Consider the following 20,565-nt stretch of genomic DNA (forward strand, 5'->3'; position numbering starts at 1 on the left):
ATTTGGAGAACATATGTTTCTGTAATTGTGCCGCCTTGCCAGTCTATCCAGATTAATTTTACAATATAGGAGTTCGAAAATGTTTTGTGCTTAGTTTAATATGCTCAGGCTTACTTGTAAGGAGGATAAGTATGTCATTTTCTAAAATATACGATTACAAATTAAGAGCTTATTTTAATGAGCGAATTTCTGATTTAAGTCATGAATATCTATTTTATTCTTATCCCGATCAAGAGCAAAATTTAAGAATATTAACCCTGAATATAAACGAGCTGGATTATGTTTCTCTAGTGCGATGGCATGATCTGTTTGACAGGTCGCTATTAACAAAAATGGATCATGTCATTCGAAGCGAACTGGATGCTGAACGCCTGGTTCGATTGCTTTCGTTCATTTTTAATGTTTTTGATATACATAAAGATGTTGCTTATAGGAGAAAAAACTTATTTTGTTTTTATTATCAATATCAAGTTTCACATCTAAGAGAGAGAGGGAATGAATTCTCGCTTACTCAGGACAGACTATTTTTCCTTCACCATCTCTTATTTGAACTGGGTTTAGGTGACGACATTTATGATCGTCTAACGATTGAAAATAATAGGATCATGTACAGAATGGAAGACGCACAATATTATGATCTGCACATTCTTATTAACATTTTGCATGAACATATTAACAAAAGTAAGATGGATATGGATACACAAGCAGCGCTGGAAAAAATAAAATTTTTACAAGGCCAATGGGTTAACTTCATGCTGGGTAGTCATGATGTATATGATTTTCCATTCGATGATTTCAACAAACCATTTGTAGAAGCAACGATGTTTATGCAAGCCTACAAATCTAATAAAAATAGGGTATTAGAGGTGCTGATAGACTGTATCAATGAGCATCAATCTCCAACAGAGCAGTTCATCTCCTATTTGATCTTGATGAATTACTCCTATTTTGTTCTCAAAAGAGATCCTAGCGAAATTACATATCTTAAGTTGTTTTGCAAGAAAAAAGCGGGAGTTTTTATGAAAGTATTGTCTGCATTGCTTGAAATCAGATTTTTTATCGATAAATCCAGCTTCACAAATACGGGTATAGATTATTATTTATCAAGAATAAAAGGGGTTTAATGATGCCATTCCATCACGTTTCTTTACCTGATTTACCACCGTCTATCGGATGCCTTACAGCCATTCATCCATTAAAGGGTGACTCTCAGGAAAGCATAACCCTGCTGGCACTAAACACACAAGCAGAACTGTGGAGACTAGAACTTCGCTCTGGCAGCGCAGAATTGTGCACACGTATTTGTATTCCTGATTTTAATCCCATGCAACCTATCCAAATGGTTACCAGTTCTGATGGCAGCTATGTAGCTATCTCCAATCGTTTTGGACGGCATGCGGCAGTGTATGATTTAGTCCATGCTCAAGGAAAAATGCAATTATCACGGGACGAATATCACTACGATAAAAGTATGTTTCCCCTGGCATTTGTACACCAAGATGGTGCATGCATTCTTGTTCATGGGACGGAATGGAACCGGCTTGACCTGACGGATATAGAAACAGGCATGCTTTTGACAGCAAGGCCTACCCCTGTTTATAACAGCGACAGCAAAAATGAACATTATCTAGATTATTTTCATGGGAGGCTGCTGATTTCACCAGGGGGAAAGTGGATTGCGGATACGGGATGGGTGTGGGCTCCGATTGGAGTGGTCCGAACTTGGTCGTTATCGGATTGGCTGCTGAATCCATGGGAATCGGAGAAGGGGCAGTCGGTTCGCGATCTTTGGCAAACCATAGATTGGGATGGGCCAGTGTGCTGGACAGGACCCGATACATTGGCGGTTTGGGGACAGATGGATGCTGATTTACTGGAGGAGGAAGATTGGGGAGAGGAAGGAGTTGAACCGGCTGTTGTCCTATTCGATATGACCCAGCCAGGGTACCGACGTGTGCTTCCAGCGATTCCATCTCTAAATTGTGAGCCTGTTGAAGACGGGACTTTTCCTTTTCCCCAAGCGGATATGGCCATTTGTGATGACCGATTATTCTTATGGGGAAAAGGAGTCTCGCTTCAGGTATGGCGGCTTTCAAGCGGTGTGCGGGAATATGTAGATACGGAGCGGTTTCCACTCGTTTACCATCAAGAGGCAGGAATTTTCATTGAATTGAAACCGGATAGCCGCTGTAAAGCCTTAAGCTACGAATAAATGGCAGTGTCGGGCTTCCTTCCTGGCGAGATGGGAAAATATGCGTTAGTTATTACATTTGAAAAGGGGCGTAAAACAAAAATGGCACTTATCAAGGATCGTTTTTTGGGATGCCTGGTTGGGCTGGCCGTGGGCGATGCTTTGGGAACCACTGTGGAATTCAGCAGTCCAGGTACATTTGAACCTGTAACGGATATCGTGGGCGGCGGTGTCTTTGGGTTAAAGCCGGGCCAGTGGACGGACGATACGTCGATGGCGCTCTGCTTGGCCGAGAGTATGGTGCGAAAAGATGGCTTTGATCCGGCAGATCAAATGCGCCGATACACCAATTGGTACCACTTGGGATATATGAGCAGCACGGGAACGTGCTTTGATATCGGTGGTGCAACGAGAGCAGCACTGCATCGCTTCGAAGCTACCGGAGATCCGTACAGTGGGTCCGTTGACCCCATGACTGCCGGCAATGGCTCTATTATGAGGCTTGCACCTGTAGCTATGGCCTATGCGAACCGTCCGGAAGAGGCGGTGATGTATGCTGAGATGAGCTCACGAACCACCCATGGAGCAGTCGAAAGTGTGGAGGCCTGTGCTGTGCTTGCTTCAATCCTTGTGGCAGGTCTGCGAGGAGCGGACAAAGAATCCATGTTATCGGCGGACGTCTGTTATAAGTGGCGGCAGGACGAGCCCGCTTATTCGGTAGCCATTGAAGAAATAATTCGGGGATCTTACCGGCATAAAGAGCCGCCTGAAATACAAGGAACCGGGTATGTCATTCGTTCCCTTGAGGCTGCGTTGTGGGCATTCCACCATTCGACTTCATTTGAAGAGGGAGCACTGTTGGCAGTGAATCTGGGGGATGATGCTGATACGACTGGGGCGGTGTACGGGCAAATTGCAGGAGCTTATTACGGAATAAGCGGTATCCCGAGTCGTTGGCGCGAGAAGCTGGCGATGAAGGAGACGATAGATGAACTGACTGAGGCTTTATGGCAGAAGGTTGAGAAGGACCAAACGCTCCAAGGGGAACATCTATAAAGATCAAGCTGGGCTGCTTTTCTTATGAAGCAGAGCCCAGCTTGTTTTTTTGTTTGCTATATCGCCATACTTCCGCCCTACTCAGCAACATGCCGTTATGACAAAATGAGTTCAATACAAATAACACTTCACTTTATTGACCTTTCAGAGGAGGAATTACCTTGTCACATCTATTTAAACGGCTTCATTCATTTGCTGATATTTCCAACGACATAAAAGGATTTGAGATCGTTTCGACTCAATTTGGCCCTGATGGGCGCGTGTATATTTTGCTGATTGATAAAGCCCCAGAACGAGTGCGGGGGATGTTCACGCCTGCCTCTCTTAAAGACAGACATACTTACAAGGTACTCATCCTAGACGATCACATTCAAGAAGTGTGTGTGGAGGGGCAGCAGTTCAACTATCATTATGTACAGCCTCTAAAAAATCATTTGTTACTCGTCGGAGCACGGTGCCATTATTACGGACCTGGTCAATACGATCTAAATGGTAAAATCCTTGATTATGAAGGTCATACCGTCAATGAGATGTTGCTTGGAGACGGCATCCAGAGTGTTCAGGTAACAGAAGAAGGTACGATCTGGACCAGTTATTTTGACGAAGGTATATTTGGCAATTATGGTTGGGTTGAGCCTGTTGGGTCCTCCGGTCTTGTCGCCTGGAATGAAAAGGGAGATAAAATATATGAGAACCAAGCAGCAGCCATTGATGATTGCTATGCATTAAACGTAGTCAGCGAACAGGAAATCTGGTTTTATTACTATTCAGACTTTTCATTAGGACGTATTTCCGGTAGTGACCACACGAATATTACGTTTATGAATCCGAGGATTTCTGGCTGCTCTGGGGTGGCTACAGATGGATATCACTTTTTATTCGATGGCGGGTATGGAAAGAGTGGACAATATGTCCTGAAAAAGAATGTGAAGCCAGGTAGTTTGAGCAAAGGGCAAAACATCCGTTTTTTAAATGACGATCAAGAGTTTCTTCAGCCGCACGAACAGGATTTCAGAAAAAACCGCCTGCTGCTCCGTGAAGGTTCTCTGCTATATCAGGTGGCTGTTGAAGAGTTAGCATAAAAAACCACGGCAGACGTGGTTTTTTTTGTTGATTGAAAGTAATTTTGAGCCTATATTTTTGGTTTAAATTCATGGATATTGCCAAAGAGGGGGTATCGATAAGCAGCATGATAATTTCGTAACCTTACAGTTTTTTTTCCGTATAAAGATAAAAACATGATCCAAGTTCGTTCCCTCAGGGAGAAATGCAACCATGTTTAACAAAATGAGAAGTTGAGGTAATGCATTATATGAATGAAAAATTACAAGCCAATACAGGATATCAGCTGGCTGAGCGGAAGGCGATTCAGTATTTTGCATTACTGTATGATCAGGTCTTAGACAAATCTTATGTGACCACCCTGACAGAAGACATTCAAAAGTGGAAAAAAAATCATATTCATCATTCCTCATGGTTATCCTTTTTTTCACGGAGAAAGAGAAAACCTGATACTCGGGACTATAATAGATACATTCAATGGCTGAATTATACAGGCAAATTGGATGATTATCTGGACCGAAGTGTCTCCTATATTTATATGAGGGACCTAGGCAAAGCTCTGAATTCTCCTGACACACATACCCGGATTCAGCGTGTCATTGCAGACGTAAAAAAACACTTGATCCAATCCACCAGTGCAAACGGGGGAGACCAACCGGAATTTATGAATTTGGCCGGGGTGTATCGGTGGGCCCAGAGGGAAGGTATAGAAACCGCGATAATTTGGGTGATCAACAAACTTAGGTCCGTATCCTCCCATATTCCCAAAGAGATGGATGCCGAGCAAGCCCAGCGCAAACTGATTAAGATCATTATCGGGGTTATTCTGCATGTGATGGAAGAAATGGACGATACAGTGTTGCCTGTGGAACGTGCTCGCAGACTTGATGAAGCCATCAGGCTTGGGTACTCCTATGGTCTGACCTATCCTTTCATTGATGATCTTCTCGATTCCCAGGTTTTGACGGTTGAAGAAAAAGAACAATATTCCCGTATGATACGTGCCGCGCTTCTTAGTGGATCTGTGCCTGAGTTGGGCGATTGGACCGGAAATCATATGGAGTTGATTCAATACATACATTCGGAGCTCTCGGATGCATTTGAGTATATTAAGGAACATCAGCGGCCAGACACACAGCAAACATTTTTCGAGCAGTCCTATGTCTTTTTTCATGCTCAAGATATTGACCGTGTTAAGGACCTAACGCGAGTTACTTATACCAATGAAGAGCTTTATATACCCGTTATTTTGAAGTCCTCTTCGTCCCGATTGATTGTCCGTTCCGTGATTAGTGCTCCTGCGGATGAGGGTTTTGAGCAACGAACATTCTTTTATGGCATCTATAACCAGCTTGCTGATGATTTTGCGGATATGGTTGACGATATGAGAGACGGTGCGGTAACACCCTATACCTACTATTTAAAATATCATCATCAGAGATCGGATCTTATCAATCCCTTTGAATTATACTGGGCGGTTATTTCCTATTTGATCCATAACGTATATGACTCCGATACCATGGCTCGTGAGGTGATACTGGATCGTGCAATGAATGGACTCAAACGTTATAAAGAACGTGTAGGTATTGAAAAGTATGATGAAACGATGGAGATCTTTGCATCCGGAAATCCGGAATTTAATAATCTCATTCAGAAGATGGTACAAAAAGCGGATGATGTAGATTTCTTAGATAAGCTGCTTCGGGATCAGATGATTACCCATCTGAAAAACGATGCGAGGGAAAAGGAAGACTTTTTCAATACGGTCAAAATGGTCCGTGAGCAGATTAACAACCAATTGAAAATTACCAAGCCTCAAGGGATTCCGGCCATGAAAGAACAGCTTATTGAGGCTGCAAATTACAGTCTCGAAGGGGACGGGAAGCGGATACGGCCTATATTGACTTGGGTCATGGGTGTGAACGAATATGGATTAGATGCATCGGCAATCGTGCCTCTTCTGAGATCACTGGAGTATATGCATACCGCATCCCTGATCTTTGATGATCTTCCTTCCCAGGATAATGCGTCTACCCGTAGAGGGCGTCAGACCTTGCATCAGGTGCACAATAGCGCCACCGCGGAACTAACCGGTCTGTATCTGATCCAGAAGGCGATTGGGGAACAATCGTCACTTGACCAGTTCAATGCTGAAACGGTGCTTGCTTTGATACAATACTCGGCCCAGAAAGCAGAAGATATGTGTATGGGGCAGGCGATGGATCTGGATTCCAAAGGAAAGGCACTGACCTTGGAGCAGCTGAATATGGTGTGCTTTTACAAAACAGGAGTGGCGTTTGAGGCTTGTCTGGTTATGCCAGCCATGCTTGCACAGGTCAAGGAGTCGGAAATTGCTGCTTTGAAGAAATTTGCCTATCATATGGGGATTGCTTTTCAGATTAAAGATGATTTGCTTGATGTGGAAGGAGATATGCTCTTACTCGGAAAACCTGTTGGCCAAGATTCTGATAATAACAATTCGAATTTCGTGTCCATCCTTGGTCTTGAAGGTGCCAGTAAAGAGATGTGGGAACACTATTGCCTCGCGATGGAAGCATTGGAAGAGATCCCACGCAATATTGCTTTTCTGAAGCACTTAATACATTATGTCGTGAACAGGGACCGTTAAAAAACGAGTGTAACCCATTGCTCCACAAGAGTGATGGGGTATTTTTACGTTGAATGTGAATATCTGGTGACTTCAGCACCCCATTTTGCCCATTATGGTGCATTCTCCCTTATAATAATACAAAATAGACGAGGAGATGAACTCCAGATGAAAAAAGGAATCTTGGTCGCTTCAGGGTTGGTTGTTGCCGCATTGGGGACGTACCTAATTGCAGGGAATATTCAGAGAGAAGGGGCGGAAAACCATGAGACGACAGATATCAAGAAATTGGTGCATGATATAAGTGCAGGCAAGGCAGCAGCCCAGTCTGCTTCCATTAATTCCAGTCAGTTGATTGTCACAGGGGACGATACTCAGACCATGAATTATGATTTGCCTGACAACGAGTTTTTTGTTTCGATTGCACCATATGTGGAACAGACCCACCCTTGTGCAACTCATAGTCTAACGGGCTGCCAAGGCGAAATAAAAAACGGAGCGTTCAATGTGACCGTTCACGACTCCGAAGGGAAAGTCATCATGGAGAATGCCGCCATGAAATCACAATCCAATGGTTTTATTGATCTATGGCTACCGAGGGATAAAACATACCGCATTAGCGTGAATCATGAAGGTAAAACGGCTGAAACTGAATTCTCTACATATGAGAAAAACGATACGTGTATCACAACGATGCAGTTGGGTTAACGACGGAGGATGAGGGTTGAGCTTACGGATCGCTGAAACGCTCTAAATCCGCAAAACTCTGCGTTCTCATATACAGCTTTTAGTAAAGAGCCTACGTCTGACGGAGGCTCTTTGTGCTGTCCTAATCTTTTGCTGGAGTTACCGAACAGGTTGGGAGGGAATCTATGAGGAATCAGATAGCGAAACTTTAAATTGTGTATACTAAAAACCTATTAAAACAACTGCAAACTTCCGACATATTATCTAAGAGCTTTTCGCTCAATATTCCTCGGGGAGATGGCAGCATGTCACAAAATATTAAGAAGCGCGTAGTTAGATCATCCAGCATCGCCAACACATTGGCCATGGTCTTGTTAGTCATTATCGTTGTCGTCTTTGCAACCTTGGGGACGTTCATGTTTGCAAGCACGCAAAGCATACTTGTCAAGCAGCAAGAGGCCATGCTCCAGACCAAGACGCAGGCCGTTGTCACTCAATTCGATGCGTTGTTTAAGGAAAAGGGATCGCTTGTCAAACAAATGTCAACGAACAATCTTTTTAAGCAATATTTAGAAACCACCCCATCGGCAGAAATGGTGAAAACTTCTCCTTATGCTGCGGAAACAGTAGCGACTCTGGCAGCCATTGTAAAGGCAGAGCCATCTTTTGCCGACGCCTGGATTGCAGGAATATCTGGTAAAGGCTTCTTTCTTCAGAATGATGGTGTTGCTTCTAAACCGGATTTTGATATCCATACACGCCCATACTTCAAGCCAGCTGTTGAAGCAGACGGTTTATACTACTCAGAACCCTATAAGGACGTCAATTCGGGTAATGTGCTCATGGGCATTTTCTATCCGATTAAAGATAGCAGTAATCAATTAATCGGATTTGCTGCAGTTGATATTGCTTTCAAAGACATCCCTGCCGTTATGCAAAGCTATTCGCTTGGAAGCACAGGTTATTCGATTCTTGCGTCCAAAACAGGTGATATTTTGTATCACCCCGATCAAAATAAAGTGCTGAAAGAAAAGATTAACGAAAGCACAGGTGATCTTGGGGAGATTGGAAAGAAAATGATTGCTGGTGAGTCCGGAGTACAGCTAATTAATGATAATGGGGAACCTCGTTATATTGGGTATGCAACCAGTAAAGATACGGGGTGGTCTGTAGGCTTAACCATTTCTGAAGATGAGGTGCTCTCAGAATTAAAAGCGTTTACCTGGATTACCATTGGCGGTTTTGCGGCAGCCACCATCCTGCTCGTTGTGATTTGTTATATAACGCTCCGTTATCTGTTGAGATCAATCCCGAAATTGCTTGCAAAAATCAAGCTGATTGAAAATGGAGATTTGACCGTTCAGTTTGATACGCAATCCAACAATGAAATCGGGCAAATTTCTCAAGGGATTTACAATATGGTTCAAAAAATTCAAGGCATGCTCCAAATGGTGGGTGGCTCAGCTCAAGTCTTGAATCAGTCTTCTCATGATTTGCAATCCATTTCTTCCAGAACCGCGATCACGATGAACGATACTGCGACAGCGATTAATGAAATTGCCAATGCAACGAACTACCAATCCATCGAAACGGATAACATTTTACAAAAAACCGGAGCATTATCCGGCCAAATTGACGAAATTGCCAATGATGCCAAAGCCATCGAAACAATGGTGCAAATCTCTGCTGAACAAAGCGGACAGGGGCTTGCTGTAGTAGATCAGTTATCCAGATGGGCGGAAGAAAATCACAATTCCACACAAGCGATGTCGTCTATTATTCAGGATATTGATCTGAGCCGTCATGAGATTTCCAGCATCGTCGATACGGTCAACCAAATTGCAACGCAGACCAACCTGCTGGCGCTCAATGCTTCCATTGAAGCTGCACGTGCAGGAGAACAGGGCAAAGGGTTTGCTGTGGTTGCCGGGGAGGTTCGCAAGCTGGCTGAGCAGACGGCGCTGGCGACACAGGAAATCTACAAGAAGGTACGTGTGATTGAAGAAAAAACCAGCGTATCAGTTGAGCATACGGTTCACGGTCTGAAAATTGCAGAAGAAAATGCGAGATCGGTGGAGGATACGAAGCAAGTATTCTTTAGCATTAACAAGGATTTGGAAGATTTGAAATTGCGAATGATCCAGATCAGCACGAACACCTCCAAAGTCCACAAGCACAAAGATGAGATTTTGCAGGCGCTGGAGATCATCTCTTCTACCACCGAAGAGAATTCCGCTTCAACCGAAGAGGTTAGCGCCAGTACGCAGGAACAATTGGAGAACTTCGAACAGGTTGCTGAACTATCCAAACAATTAAATCAATTGTCCAATAAGCTTCAAGACGAATTAAAACAGTTTAAGGTTGAGTAACAAACCTAGGCATGATTTTGACTAAATATACAGCAAAGCCCGCGATCAGCGCGGGCTTTTTAGCTTCAACAGCTGTTGAGGGGTAGAGGGCATGGTAGTTAGTGCGGGATAGAGATAGACCATACGTATAAAATGAAATATTAGCGGGGTGAAGATATGAATTGCTTTGAGAAAAATATGGTGTCCGTCTGGTACGGTCACTTTGCCTCTGAAGATGAGTTGTTTGAATATGTTGAGATCAAATAACCGGAAGATGAGAATGAGGATGTTTTTAGCGGTTTTTTGAATGACCATGCAGTAGATGATTTTGACGAAGATTTTGCTGAAGGAGTCTTTCTGATGGATGGGGCAGATGATGGTATAAAAGATGTTTCCTATGTTGATTCTTTTTTATCTCCACTATTACATGATTTGAGTAAAATAGATGGTAAATATAATTCGTTGTTCTTTATATATGATTGTAATACAAGCGGTTTATCTGAAAAAAATGGCGATAAAATGCGCTTTTTAGCCGCGTATCCTTATGCAAGAGATTAACGTTACACTATTCCACTGTTTTCGTAGTCTCATTTTAAGTAATTATGATAATGAAAATTGAACTTAAAGGACCAATAATTTGATCCGAAAGAATCAGGGAATTAAGGTGAATTTACATCTTAAGTCCCTTTTTTTGTGCAAAAATAGATTTCCAATTTTTTGAACGGCTGATATACTAAGGAGGCAAGTGAGATGAAGATAAACCTACTTTATCGGGATGAAAAAACGATCGGCGTACGGTTGGAGCGATACGGAGTCAAGGAGCGAGAAGGGATTCGATCCATACCGAGCAGGAAATGGGTTCCAGACGAAAAAATATGGACCATTCCTTACAGTATCTCAGCTGTAGAAAGCATGTTGGAAGCGTATCGGAGCTGCAAGTTCGAGTGCGACGAGCGCTTGAATAACGAGCTGCCGTTCATCCGGGAATGGCTGGATCGGCGGGACACGCAGGCTAATGCGGTTCCCTCTTCTTCGGAACGAGGTGAATGGAACCCGGATCAGCGGCAAGAAATGCGCGATGCATTGGTGGCAAGGGGCTACAGCAGCAAGACGATTAAAGCATACATATCGCAAACGGAACGCTTTTTTGCAAGATTGCAAGGGACCGAAGCAAGCATAAATGATGCGACGGTGCAAAAATATGCGTTGGCGCTGCTCGAAAAAGGCCTTTCGCACGCTTATGTTAACCAAGCGATCAGCGCGCTGAAATTTTACTTTCGCCATGTGCTAAAGCAGCCCAAATCCGCCGCCTATGTTCGTCCGAAAAAGGAGAGTAAACTGCCAGATGTGCTGTCCCTGAATGAGGTTATGCGTCTGTTGAAAGCAGTGAAAAATCCAAAGCATAAGGCTATTCTGTACCTGACGTATACATCCGGGCTGCGGGTAAGCGAAGTGGTGAGGTTGCGTCTTGAAGACTGCGACCGTGAACGGAAAGTACTGAAAGTTCGTCAGGGAAAGGGCAGGAAGGATCGGCAAACGCTGCTATCCGAAGCGGCTTTTGCGGTGGTCGAGCAGTATATAGGGGGGGAGCAGCCAGCAGACTGGCTGTTTCCAGGGCAGAGGGAAGGCCGCCACCTGACGGAACGTTCAGCGCAGAAAGTGTTTGAAAAAGCGCTGGCTGAAGCGGGCATTCGCACACAGGTGAGTATCCATTCGCTAAGGCATTCCTTTGCGACCCACTTACTGGAGAATGGGATTGATCTTCGCTATATTCAGGAACTGCTAGGGCATCAGAGTGTGCGAACGACGGAGCGGTATACACATGTGAGCAGACGGGACATTGGGCGGATTCAAAGTCCGTTGGATCGGATGAGCGGGCTGGAGGATTGAAACGCAGAAAGTGCCGGAATAAGGAGAAAAGTGCAGGATTCACGAAGTTCGTGAATATGACGAAGAGAGCAATCTTTCGGAAGTTCGTAAATAATACGTTAGCTGAAATTGATGATGAGATTGGGAGATAATATATGTGGAATATAATAATAGATAAGAATTTGAATTATCCAATAGATGTAACATTCAATGGTTTGAAAGTTAATTACGTTCCTGTCAGTGATGATGTAATAGAAGTTAATTGTAACGATTGGCCCGAGTTTATTAACCAAGCCAACTCGGATTTTCCATCTAATATTGAAATAAGTATTTCAATGGATTTAACAGAGTTGAATACAATTTGTAGCATATTGTATGTTAGGCGAGAAAAAAATGAAAAGTATACCCGGTTGTTGTGTATGTATCCCAATGTAAATTGGAGCAGTAAGTGGAATGGTTCATTATTAGTTGGAAATATGGCTGAGCAGGCAGTGTACACGAATTTATTATTAGAAGATTATGATGCACAACCAAAATATAATGAAGACCCATATATCATTTACAATAGAAATCTAAAGGCTTCAGAAACGATTGAGGATCAATTGCTATTAGCATTAAAAGAAGTTAACTCAGCTGCGAGTCAGTCTGAGATTGCACTAGGCAATCTAGTGTGGAAGAAAGAATATGAAATTAATGAAAAGCTCTTTAGTATTGAGGTCGTTTTTCCACTGTTAAGAAGAATGGGGTTCCTTTCCGTAAGATATAATCACGGGAGTAAAGAATATGGAAAAGACTTTGTATTTTCTGAGATCACAAAATTTAATGTTGTTATTAATAATGCTATACAAGTTAAAGCTGGAAATATTAATGGTGGAGTAAAATCTCAGATTGATGAAATAATTGGTCAATTAGAAGATGCATTTTCTTTACCGTATAGAGAATTAGGATCCGAAGGTAATAAGTACATTAGTAATTTTTATGTGATTATAAGTGGTTTGTTTACAGAAAATGCAAAAGAAAAGATAATATATAAAATTCCAAAAGAATTAAAAGGATCAATTTTTTTTATTGATAGATATAAAATACTTGAATTGATAGATAAGTATTGGAATAATTATAGTGATTTGTACGAACATTCAATGAAGTTATAAACTTCTGCTAACATAATATTCAAGCAGCGGCTCCGCTGGAGCCTTGGTCTGCAAGGTGGATTTCGAAGAGGCATTTCAGCAGACAACCCCTCCAGGGTTCATGAATACAGAAACGTTATACGACAGTACGGAGAAATTAATAAAACAGGAGGTCATAATGATGGGAATCTTTAAAGAATTTGAGGCGAAGAAGGCTGCAGGAGAAGAATTATCTTTAGACGATCTTACGCAAGAAGATCTCAAAACGATGTTTATAGATGAGCAGATACCAGATTATATGATATCTCAGCTATTTGATGTAAAAGAATCGAAAATTACATATAGACGAAGAAAATATGGAATTACTATTAGGAACTCGATACTTGATGATTATTTACTTGTTAAAACCGAACATGCAAAAGAAATGAATGATAGAGTAAAAGCTGAACTTTTAGTTGAAGAAAACTTAACAATGATTGCCAAAGCACTTACACATTTTGCTTTTAGAAATGGTCCTGTTGAAGATATGCATGCAAATCCAAATAATCAACTCTCTGAAACTGATATGGAGACTTTAAATAAATTCATGGTGAATAGAATAGCGTACATTTTTAAATTAATTATTGAAGAGCGATGGATTGAACTTGATTTTTTGATAAGGAATACAGATCGATGGTACGGTCACGGGTGGGATAATGCTATATCTGATGACGGGGATACAAGAAAAATAATTGAGTCAATGTTAAAGAAGTAATAAAAGACTTGTGGGTGATTGAAGGCACCGTCGTATAACATAACATTCAAGCTACGGCTCCTACGGAGCCAGGGTCTGCAAGATGGATCTCGGAGAGGCATATCAGCAGACAACCCCTTAGGGGTTCGTGAATACGAGAACGTTATCTGAAAGCCCCAAAATCATAAATGAATGAAGGAAAATTTTTAAAATAAAATTATGGATGTGAGGATAATGAAAAAAAGAAAGAATTCCACTATAAATATTTGGGCAAGGTATGGAATCCTTGTTGGCGCTACTGTAGTAATAGGTTTTCTAGCGAATGTTTTTTTATACATTCCTGTTCCAAGTCTTGCAAATGTGAATGCATGGTTAGGTTTCTTTGGAAGTATTATTGGGGCAGGAATAGCTGGTATAGTCACACTTTGGGGTATCGAATATACGATAAAAAATACGTTGTTAAACGTCAAACCTGTAATTAGGCCTGTTAGAACAGACTTTTTCTTATACGATAATCAAGGGATTTTTGTCACTGAAAAATCAAGGTCAGTTCTTGTTAAAGAATTCGCAGAGAAGGAAAAAGTTTATTTCTCTGAAATGGATAAGTTTGATTTTATGATTATAATCAATGAGTTAGTAGAAGAATATCAAGATAGAGAATGGGGAGACGTTTTTGCGCAAGTGGATGCTGATAATTTATTTGAAGAAGTAAAAAGAATTTGTAAATCAAAAACTTATGAAAAGGCTTTCTCCGATATTTTGAATAAGTTACCAGAAAAATATAATGATGGAGTTGGAGAAAAACTCGCGAACAAAATTCATGAAAACTTCCGTCGTAAGATTGTTTATGAAGCTATGAACGAAGCAAAACGTCGATCATTTGTATTTTTTTGGCTTTACAATGTTGGTGCAGGAAATGCTATTGATATTCGAATTGCATGGGATTTCACCAGAAATCACCACAAAAAATTATGTAACGAATTAGGTTTTAGTGAAGATGAGTACAAACAAATGTTAAATAACTTTTCACTAGATCATATAGCTATAGCTGAGGCAGATATAATGCTGAATACAAATACTGATAATAGGGTCAAAGTTTTTGTTCCGAATGAAGTTATATTATTTATTAAGTATTTGTATAAAAAGTCTCTTAAAAATCATAAAGAAAAAAATGCAAATAATAATGCTTTAGTTAGCGAACGAGAAATTTCAATATTAAAAATTTCATATACTGACATTCATGGCCAAGAACATACGGAATATTATGATGTAATTTTTAAAATGAGCCCCACTTTCGATGATTCTTCTGATTATAAAGAACAGTATTTTTATTTGAAATTCAATAAGAGTGATACAAAAATTATTCAGTAAGAAATTTAAGAATCTAGGGCCATCAGATAACATAATATTCACGCGTCGGTCATTCGTCTTCGGTCCGGCGTTCGCCGGACACCCAGCATACGCTGGGTCGTGAGTACGGGAACGTTAGGCGGAATTCCTTGAAACAAAATCAAAATTTATATGTTAAATGTAAAGAGGAGAACAATCTATGAATCAAATATGCGAAAATTTCACAAATGGAATGTGCCAAAAGAGAAAATGTGAAGTGAACTTATTTTTAAATGATTTTATTAATAAAGTTTATAAGACTGGTTTACAAGATATTGGTTTTGAATGCTTGGATATTTCGGGAGAAGAAGGAGCAAAACCTGAGATATCTTTCATTCTTGAAGGGAAAAAAACTGTAATAGAAGCTAAGACCTTAGTTAATTCAGAGATAAATACAGTAGTATCATTTACTGAAAAGATAGCTGAGTTAATAGAAAAAAATAGAGGTAAAAATAGGACGACAAATAAATCGATAAGTAAAAAAAAGTCTGAGATAAAGGGGGTTAGATTGACTCTAGACGAGACAATACTAAGCTTAGCACCCCTTTTATGTGATAAAAATAATAAAGCTGAGCAAGAAGATCTGACTCATAGAATTTTAACTGTTGCTTACAACAAAACTAAAAATATGAGAAAAAGAAATGAGGAGTATGGAAGTATAATCTTAGATATTTCTAAATATAAGAGATTAAGATACAAAGATCAGAAGAAAGTGAAAAGAACTCTCTATAATAGGCCTAGCCTGGATAATTGGGAAGATACTTATTTGAGTGAAAATGAATTCTTAAAACACTCTTACAAAACGGAAGAATATATTCAAACAAGTGAGAAAAAAATAACTATTGCTATCCAGCTTATAGATTCCAGTGATGAGATTGAAATTGCCTCTAGTGTATTAAACTCTACATTCTCCACTCCTACCGTACATCTTAAACGAATGATTGAGGAAGCAGAAGAAAAATTTCAAAAATGTGATGGCGTTGATAAGAAGATTCTTTTTTTTAATAACGATTTTTATAGACTATTGGGTTCGGAAATTGACGATGGTTATAACGAGTTGATTTGTGAGATACGTGATAACGTTAAAAGCAAAAATATAGATGAAGTATGGATAGAATATATAGTAGCACGCTGTGCATCTGATGATTTCGACTGCATTACTGCTGTTTCAGAAGGGAAAAAAGGGTATGAAAGAATATATCCGATTCAAGAAAACTTATAGGGGTTTTATTTATAAAATCAGTTGAAAGACGGTTATATATTAAGGGGAAATAAATGAAAAAATTGAAATTTTGAATATATACTGTGAAATTACTTAGTGTAGAACGAACTTCGCCTAACATAATATTCACGCTGCGGGCATACGCCCTGGGTCCGGCAGTCGCCAGACACATCCAACTGTGTTGGACGTCGTGAATACGACAACGTTATACGACAGAATCAAAATGAAAAAGAGCCAGAAGGCTCTCAGTCTAAAGATATATGTAATTCGTTATGCAAGTGAAGAGCGTCCTTAAAACCTTGCAAATAAATTTCACGTTCTAAAATAGCTTGGACAGAAAGCTCAGCATCGTCGTAAAGGAATAGGGTCTTCTGTATATTCTCCGGTACTCCTTCATGTAACTGCTTGAAGTAGAGATTCCGTTCGGATGAGAACTGGTTGTAGCTGGAGTTGTTTTTGATAAGCTCGCAATATAAAGATTCAATTCGAGTATGAATCAGTGAATCAAGTAAGAGTTCTAAAGAATTATGCATTTTGAACACCATCCAATGTATTTGATTTTATGAATAAAAGTTCAACTTATTAAACATAATTTTATCATATCAAATAATTAAGTCAATACATGTTGAAGATGTTTTTGATAAAGAAAATATACTTTCATATAATTAAAGAAAAATTCACTTGATGTGTGAAAGGAATATCAGATGATTAGTTATAAACCATTTCAAAAATTATTGATCGACAGGGAGATTAAGAAGCAAGATTTATTGAAAATGACAGGTATCTCGTCTGCTACAATGGCGAAACTCAATACGAACGAATATGTATCATTAGAAGTGATTGATAAATTATGTGCGGCTTTAGGTTGTCAGCCAGGAGATTTATTGGAACATATAGCAGAACAATGACAGATTAGAATCAAGAATGAATGTTGGTTAACCGAAGAAGTGATTCCATCGTATAACATAATATTCAAGCAGCGGCTCCTTTGGAGCCTGGGTCTGCGGGATGGATTTCGAAGATGAATTTCAGCAGACAACCCCTATGGGGTTCATGAATACAGAAACGTTATCGGAAATCAGTGCGAATCATCGTAATATCAATACAAACAAAGGAGGATTTATATGCACTCTGAAAAGAACCCGTACAGCCTGACACTAGAATGTAAAGACATTATCCTTCGCGAATATCAATTAGAAGATTTAAATGAATTACATGAACTTACATGGCAACCGGAGATTTATGAGTTCTTACCAGGTTGGAATGTTGAAAAAGAAGTCAGACTAGACTGGTTGAAGAATTATGAAATACCAGAAAACAATCAATTTCTTAAACGTGTAGAAGAAGGACTGAAAGTTGGTGATCTTAGACTGAGGCTAGGGATCGTACTTAAAGAAACGGGAAAATTTATTGGCTGGTGTTGTTCAGGAATAAAAGACGATCTTCCAGCATCAAACAGAGAAATCATGTATGGTATTTCAAAAGACCATAGAAGTAAAGGATATACGACTCAAGCAGTTCAGGGAATAATTCAGTATTTATTTGATAACACGGAGATCAAAGAATTAAATGCAATTGCATTACTAGAGAATGGTGCATCGAATAGAGTTATTCAAAAAAGTAATTTTAAGTTTGTCGGAGAGATAGAAATAGATGATGAAGTATATAACCATTATAAAATTCATAAGATAGATTTTTGAAATATGGTGAGCTAATTCGGGAAGGCACTGACATCCTATAACATAATAATCAAGCACGGCTCCTTCGGAGCCTTGGTCTACGAGATGGATTTCGGAGAGGCATTTCAGCAGACAACCCCGGAAAAAATAAAAAGACAATGGAGGTATGTTTGGTGCTGACATTAGAAAAAGCTAGAAAAAATGATGCACAAAAACTTGCTGAAATACAAAAGGCCAGTTTTGAGGATGAATCAAAGCATTTTAAGAATAACGAAACCGTTGGGCCCATAGGATATGACTCCATAAGTTGGCAAGAAGAGAAGATGCAAAATTGCGAATATTTCAAGGTACTCTTTAATGGAGAAATAATCGGGGGAGCTATGATATTTGTAGAATGTAATCAAGTGCATATCTAGGAAAAATCGTTATTGATCCAAATTTTAAAAATCAAGGAATCGGAACGAAGGTGATGGAGGAAATTGAAAGTAAATTTCCAGACAGCACTGAATGATGGCTGGATACTCCTAGCTGGAGTGTGAAGAATCATCACTTCTATTCAAAGTGTGGGTTTACTAAAGTTAGAGAAGAAGGTGACTTATACATTTTTAAAAAGACTTTATAAACTTATGTAATGTACAAACGTTATGAGACATCAGTGCTAAGTGTTACCAAGAAGATATTTAATGAAAAGAGTGAAAGGGAGGATTTACAATGAAGATTGATTTTGCAATTGAATCAGATTATGAGTATATCTCGTTAAGAGACAAGCACATACATAAGACACTGATAAGACCAAAAATAAAAGAAAATGAAATTCTAATAATTAGAGAATCCAATCAAGAAATAGGTTGGATGAGATACGGATTTTTTTGGGACAACACACCATTTATGAATATGATATGGATAGATGAGGAGTATAGAGGAACAGGTATTGGTAAAAAAGTTGTCCAGTATTGGGAAGAGTTAATGAAACAAAAAGGATTTGAAATGGTCATGACCTCAACACAGTCGAATGAAGGAGCTCAACATTTTTATAGAAAGCTTGGTTATAGAGATGCTGGATGTTTAATGCTTGAGAACGAACCTCTGGAAATAATACTGACAAAGGAGTTGAACAAAAATTAACGTTGAGTAAATCAATGAAGGAAGTGACATCTGACAACATAATATTCAAGCTGCGTCCACAATGGAGCCTAGGTCTGGGAGTTGAATTTCGAAGAGGGATTTCAGCAGACAACCCCTTTGGGGGTCATGAATACAGAAACGTTAGGTGAAACCTTTGAGAATCTAGAAATGAGGTAACTTCAATGATGCAATACAGAATCCGACCAATAATAGAAGATGATGTGTTTTTTTTATGGGAGATGTTATATGAATCATTATTTGTCCCAGAAGGTCAAGAGCCATTCGATAAAGCGATAATAAAAGACCCTTATATATCAAAGTATATTGAAGGTTGGGGAAGAGATGGGGATTTTGGATTTATAGCAATGAACCATGAGGGTGAACCCGTCGGATCAATAACAGTTCGATATTTTAACGAGGATAATAAGGGATTTGGATTTATTGATAATGATGTACCCGAACTAGGAATGGCTTTGTTAAAAGAATACAGGGGAAGAAAAATCGGAATGGCCTTAATGGATGAATTATTTAAAGAAGCTAGGAAGAGGAATATAAAAAAATTATCCCTCAGTGTTGATCCGAGCAATGCAGCGGCAATGAAACTCTACGAGAGATTCGGATTTAAAGAAGTTGGGAAAGTTGATTCATCAATCACGATGGTTGTCGATTTGAGAAGTTAAAATACAGTAGTAATAGGGATTATTTTAAGGAACTCAAAAGAGATCAAGGGTATCGCCTAACATCATATTCAAGCAGCGGCTCCTTACGGATTCTGAGTGCACCCAAACAATCTAAAACTCGGGAGTCAAGGGTTGAAAAATGTATGTAGAAAAATTCTCAATGGAGAGGGATTAAATGATCGTTAAAAGTAATTCAGGCAAAGGCTAAATAAACGTATCAGAGGCGATAATTATGATAGATTTAGAGTCAGAAAGATTACTTATAAGAAATTTTCGATCTGATGATTGGAATGACCTACATGATTACTTATCAATAGAAGAAGTATTGAAGTATGAACCTGGGGAAGTTTGTAATGAGGAAGATTGTAAGCAGATGACATTGGAACGATCGCAAAGCAATATTTTTATGGCAGTTGTATTAAGAGAAAACAATAAAATGATAGGACACATTTATTTTAATCAAACCGTACCGTTTGAGTTTTTAACATGGGAAATAGGATACATATTCAACCCAAGATACTATGGAAATGGATATGCTACTGAGGCAAGTAGAAGAGTATTGCAATATGGATTTGAAGAGTTAAAGGCTCATCGGATTATTGCGATGTGTAATCCAGAAAACGCTTCATCATGGAGATTATTGGAGCGCTTGTTGATGCGAAAAGAAGGTCACCATATGAAGAAAGCATTTTTTAATAAAACGGAAGAAGGACAACCCATTTGGCATAATGCATATCAATATGCGATTTTAGCAGATGAATGGCAAAGGAACAATGAATAATTTGA

The 20,565-nt window shown here is 39.6% G+C and carries 18 protein-coding genes and 2 pseudogenes; 19 read left to right on the plus strand and 1 reads right to left on the minus strand.

Annotated elements, in window-relative coordinates; genetic code table 11:
- Positions 1-131: 131 nt before the first annotated feature.
- The 13 genes and pseudogenes from NSS66_RS14720 to NSS66_RS14780 all read left to right on the plus strand — a co-directional run bounded on the left by NSS66_RS14720 (position 132) and on the right by NSS66_RS14780 (position 16,295).
- Positions 132-1,124: a hypothetical protein gene (locus NSS66_RS14720; RefSeq protein WP_340959252.1), complete on the plus strand. Its 993-nt coding sequence runs from the start codon at positions 132-134 to the stop codon at positions 1,122-1,124.
- Positions 1,124-2,212, plus strand: a complete 1,089-nt coding sequence (locus tag NSS66_RS14725; RefSeq protein ID WP_340959254.1) for a hypothetical protein — start codon at positions 1,124-1,126, stop codon at positions 2,210-2,212. The genes NSS66_RS14720 and NSS66_RS14725 overlap by 1 nt, the downstream gene beginning before the upstream one ends.
- An 81-nt stretch (positions 2,213-2,293) precedes the next feature.
- On the plus strand, positions 2,294-3,247 hold the full coding sequence (locus tag NSS66_RS14730) for an ADP-ribosylglycohydrolase family protein (RefSeq protein WP_053326591.1): 954 nt from the start codon (positions 2,294-2,296) through the stop codon (positions 3,245-3,247).
- 161 nt (positions 3,248-3,408) lie between these two features.
- Complete coding sequence (locus NSS66_RS14735) at positions 3,409-4,329, plus strand: hypothetical protein (protein WP_340959256.1); 921 nt, start codon at positions 3,409-3,411, stop codon at positions 4,327-4,329.
- A 221-nt stretch (positions 4,330-4,550) separates the two neighbouring features.
- Positions 4,551-6,938, plus strand: a complete 2,388-nt coding sequence (locus tag NSS66_RS14740; protein WP_340959257.1) for a polyprenyl synthetase family protein — start codon at positions 4,551-4,553, stop codon at positions 6,936-6,938.
- Between the two features lie 147 nt (positions 6,939-7,085).
- A complete protein-coding gene (locus NSS66_RS14745; RefSeq protein WP_340959259.1) occupies positions 7,086-7,625 on the plus strand; it encodes a CueP family metal-binding protein in 540 nt (179 codons plus the stop codon).
- A 284-nt stretch (positions 7,626-7,909) separates the two neighbouring features.
- The gene (locus tag NSS66_RS14750) at positions 7,910-9,973 is read left to right on the plus strand and encodes a methyl-accepting chemotaxis protein (RefSeq protein WP_340959260.1); all 2,064 of its coding nucleotides are present in this window, start codon (positions 7,910-7,912) and stop codon (positions 9,971-9,973) included.
- 264 nt (positions 9,974-10,237) lie between these two features.
- Positions 10,238-10,510, plus strand: a pseudogene (locus tag NSS66_RS14755) (immunity 22 family protein); the annotation flags it as partial.
- A gap of 192 nt (positions 10,511-10,702) precedes the next feature.
- On the plus strand, positions 10,703-11,842 hold the full coding sequence (xerA, locus tag NSS66_RS14760) for a site-specific tyrosine recombinase/integron integrase (RefSeq protein ID WP_340959261.1): 1,140 nt from the start codon (positions 10,703-10,705) through the stop codon (positions 11,840-11,842).
- Positions 11,843-11,976: 134 nt separating this feature from the next.
- Positions 11,977-12,972 (plus strand): hypothetical protein, encoded by a 996-nt coding sequence (locus NSS66_RS14765; protein ID WP_340959262.1) that lies wholly within the window; start codon positions 11,977-11,979, stop codon positions 12,970-12,972.
- 55 nt (positions 12,973-13,027) lie between these two features.
- A complete protein-coding gene (locus NSS66_RS14770; RefSeq protein ID WP_340959263.1) occupies positions 13,028-13,705 on the plus strand; it encodes a hypothetical protein in 678 nt (225 codons plus the stop codon).
- 213 nt (positions 13,706-13,918) lie between these two features.
- Positions 13,919-15,055 carry a hypothetical protein gene (locus tag NSS66_RS14775; protein ID WP_340959264.1) on the plus strand — a complete coding sequence of 379 codons (1,137 nt, stop codon included), beginning with the start codon at positions 13,919-13,921 and terminating at the stop codon, positions 15,053-15,055.
- 178 nt (positions 15,056-15,233) lie between these two features.
- The gene (locus NSS66_RS14780; protein ID WP_340959266.1) at positions 15,234-16,295 is read left to right on the plus strand and encodes a hypothetical protein; all 1,062 of its coding nucleotides are present in this window, start codon (positions 15,234-15,236) and stop codon (positions 16,293-16,295) included.
- A gap of 245 nt (positions 16,296-16,540) precedes the next feature.
- Here the strand turns inward: NSS66_RS14780 and NSS66_RS14785 are convergent, their stop codons facing one another.
- On the minus strand, positions 16,541-16,828 hold the full coding sequence (locus NSS66_RS14785) for a hypothetical protein (protein ID WP_340959267.1): 288 nt from the start codon (positions 16,826-16,828) through the stop codon (positions 16,541-16,543).
- Between the two features lie 171 nt (positions 16,829-16,999).
- Between NSS66_RS14785 and NSS66_RS14790 the strand changes: the two genes are divergently transcribed.
- The 6 genes and pseudogenes from NSS66_RS14790 to NSS66_RS14815 all read left to right on the plus strand — a co-directional run bounded on the left by NSS66_RS14790 (position 17,000) and on the right by NSS66_RS14815 (position 20,560).
- The gene (locus NSS66_RS14790; RefSeq protein WP_010345194.1) at positions 17,000-17,203 is read left to right on the plus strand and encodes a helix-turn-helix domain-containing protein; all 204 of its coding nucleotides are present in this window, start codon (positions 17,000-17,002) and stop codon (positions 17,201-17,203) included.
- Between the two features lie 216 nt (positions 17,204-17,419).
- Positions 17,420-17,995: a GNAT family N-acetyltransferase gene (locus NSS66_RS14795; protein ID WP_340959268.1), complete on the plus strand. Its 576-nt coding sequence runs from the start codon at positions 17,420-17,422 to the stop codon at positions 17,993-17,995.
- A gap of 152 nt (positions 17,996-18,147) precedes the next feature.
- A pseudogene (locus tag NSS66_RS14800) lies at positions 18,148-18,596 on the plus strand (GNAT family N-acetyltransferase).
- Positions 18,597-18,685: 89 nt separating this feature from the next.
- A complete protein-coding gene (locus NSS66_RS14805) occupies positions 18,686-19,099 on the plus strand; it encodes a GNAT family N-acetyltransferase (RefSeq protein WP_076157288.1) in 414 nt (137 codons plus the stop codon).
- A 182-nt stretch (positions 19,100-19,281) separates the two neighbouring features.
- Positions 19,282-19,779 (plus strand): GNAT family N-acetyltransferase, encoded by a 498-nt coding sequence (locus NSS66_RS14810; RefSeq protein WP_023989595.1) that lies wholly within the window; start codon positions 19,282-19,284, stop codon positions 19,777-19,779.
- 232 nt (positions 19,780-20,011) lie between these two features.
- Positions 20,012-20,560, plus strand: coding sequence for a GNAT family N-acetyltransferase (locus NSS66_RS14815; RefSeq protein ID WP_060628786.1), 549 nt, complete (start codon positions 20,012-20,014; stop codon positions 20,558-20,560).
- The last annotated feature ends 5 nt before the right edge of the window (positions 20,561-20,565 follow it).

Source organism: Paenibacillus sp. FSL R10-2748, assembly GCF_038005565.1.
GTDB classification, from domain to species: Bacteria; Bacillota; Bacilli; order Paenibacillales; family Paenibacillaceae; genus Paenibacillus; species Paenibacillus polymyxa_B.

Bases quoted from the DNA above. Each gene is read 5' to 3' on its own strand.
- NSS66_RS14765 (WP_340959262.1), top strand. From the start codon at position 11,977: ATGTGGAATATAATAATAGATAAGAATTTGAATTATCCAATAGATGTA.
- NSS66_RS14775 (WP_340959264.1), top strand. From the start codon at position 13,919: ATGAAAAAAAGAAAGAATTCCACTATAAATATTTGGGCAAGGTATGGA.
- NSS66_RS14720 (WP_340959252.1), top strand. From the start codon at position 132: ATGTCATTTTCTAAAATATACGATTACAAATTAAGAGCTTATTTTAAT.
- xerA (WP_340959261.1), top strand. From the start codon at position 10,703: ATGAAGATAAACCTACTTTATCGGGATGAAAAAACGATCGGCGTACGG.
- NSS66_RS14745 (WP_340959259.1), top strand. From the start codon at position 7,086: ATGAAAAAAGGAATCTTGGTCGCTTCAGGGTTGGTTGTTGCCGCATTG.
- NSS66_RS14805 (WP_076157288.1), top strand. From the start codon at position 18,686: ATGAAGATTGATTTTGCAATTGAATCAGATTATGAGTATATCTCGTTA.
- NSS66_RS14795 (WP_340959268.1), top strand. From the start codon at position 17,420: ATGCACTCTGAAAAGAACCCGTACAGCCTGACACTAGAATGTAAAGAC.
- NSS66_RS14750 (WP_340959260.1), top strand. From the start codon at position 7,910: ATGTCACAAAATATTAAGAAGCGCGTAGTTAGATCATCCAGCATCGCC.
- NSS66_RS14815 (WP_060628786.1), top strand. From the start codon at position 20,012: ATGATAGATTTAGAGTCAGAAAGATTACTTATAAGAAATTTTCGATCT.
- NSS66_RS14785 (WP_340959267.1), bottom strand. From the start codon at position 16,828: ATGCATAATTCTTTAGAACTCTTACTTGATTCACTGATTCATACTCGA.
- NSS66_RS14790 (WP_010345194.1), top strand. From the start codon at position 17,000: ATGATTAGTTATAAACCATTTCAAAAATTATTGATCGACAGGGAGATT.
- NSS66_RS14740 (WP_340959257.1), top strand. From the start codon at position 4,551: ATGCATTATATGAATGAAAAATTACAAGCCAATACAGGATATCAGCTG.
- NSS66_RS14780 (WP_340959266.1), top strand. From the start codon at position 15,234: ATGAATCAAATATGCGAAAATTTCACAAATGGAATGTGCCAAAAGAGA.
- NSS66_RS14810 (WP_023989595.1), top strand. From the start codon at position 19,282: ATGATGCAATACAGAATCCGACCAATAATAGAAGATGATGTGTTTTTT.
- NSS66_RS14725 (WP_340959254.1), top strand. From the start codon at position 1,124: ATGATGCCATTCCATCACGTTTCTTTACCTGATTTACCACCGTCTATC.
- NSS66_RS14730 (WP_053326591.1), top strand. From the start codon at position 2,294: ATGGCACTTATCAAGGATCGTTTTTTGGGATGCCTGGTTGGGCTGGCC.